This window comes from Pelagibacterium sediminicola, assembly GCF_003390885.1.
Lineage (GTDB): Bacteria > Pseudomonadota > Alphaproteobacteria > Rhizobiales > Devosiaceae > Pelagibacterium > Pelagibacterium sediminicola.
On sequence record NZ_QMEL01000037.1, the window covers coordinates 1 to 255 of the forward strand.

Here is a 255-nt window from a genome sequence, read left to right on the forward strand (position 1 = left end):
GGTCGAAGGACCATACTCGCCAGGGCAATCAGCCCAGCGCCCGCCGCATTTGAGCATGTGAATGATCCCCGAAATCACCCGCCGGTCATCAACCCGTCGGGCTCCAGGCTGGTTCTTGGGAAGGTGGCGCTCAATGGCCACCCAGGCTTCGTCACTCAACCAAAACAGTCTGCTCATCAATGCCTCCGGCTTATCCGAAGCCAGAGAATCTGATTTGCAGCTCCTATTCAACAACCTGATTGGGTTTGGACCCTA

At 56.5% G+C, this 255-nt stretch carries 1 protein-coding gene; it reads right to left on the reverse strand.

Translation table 11 applies throughout. The features are described 5' to 3' along the window. On the reverse strand, positions 1-177 hold a 177-nt coding region (locus DQG18_RS15900; RefSeq protein ID WP_157970222.1), incomplete at its 3' end, for a transposase. Between the last annotated feature and the right edge of the window lie 78 nt (positions 178-255).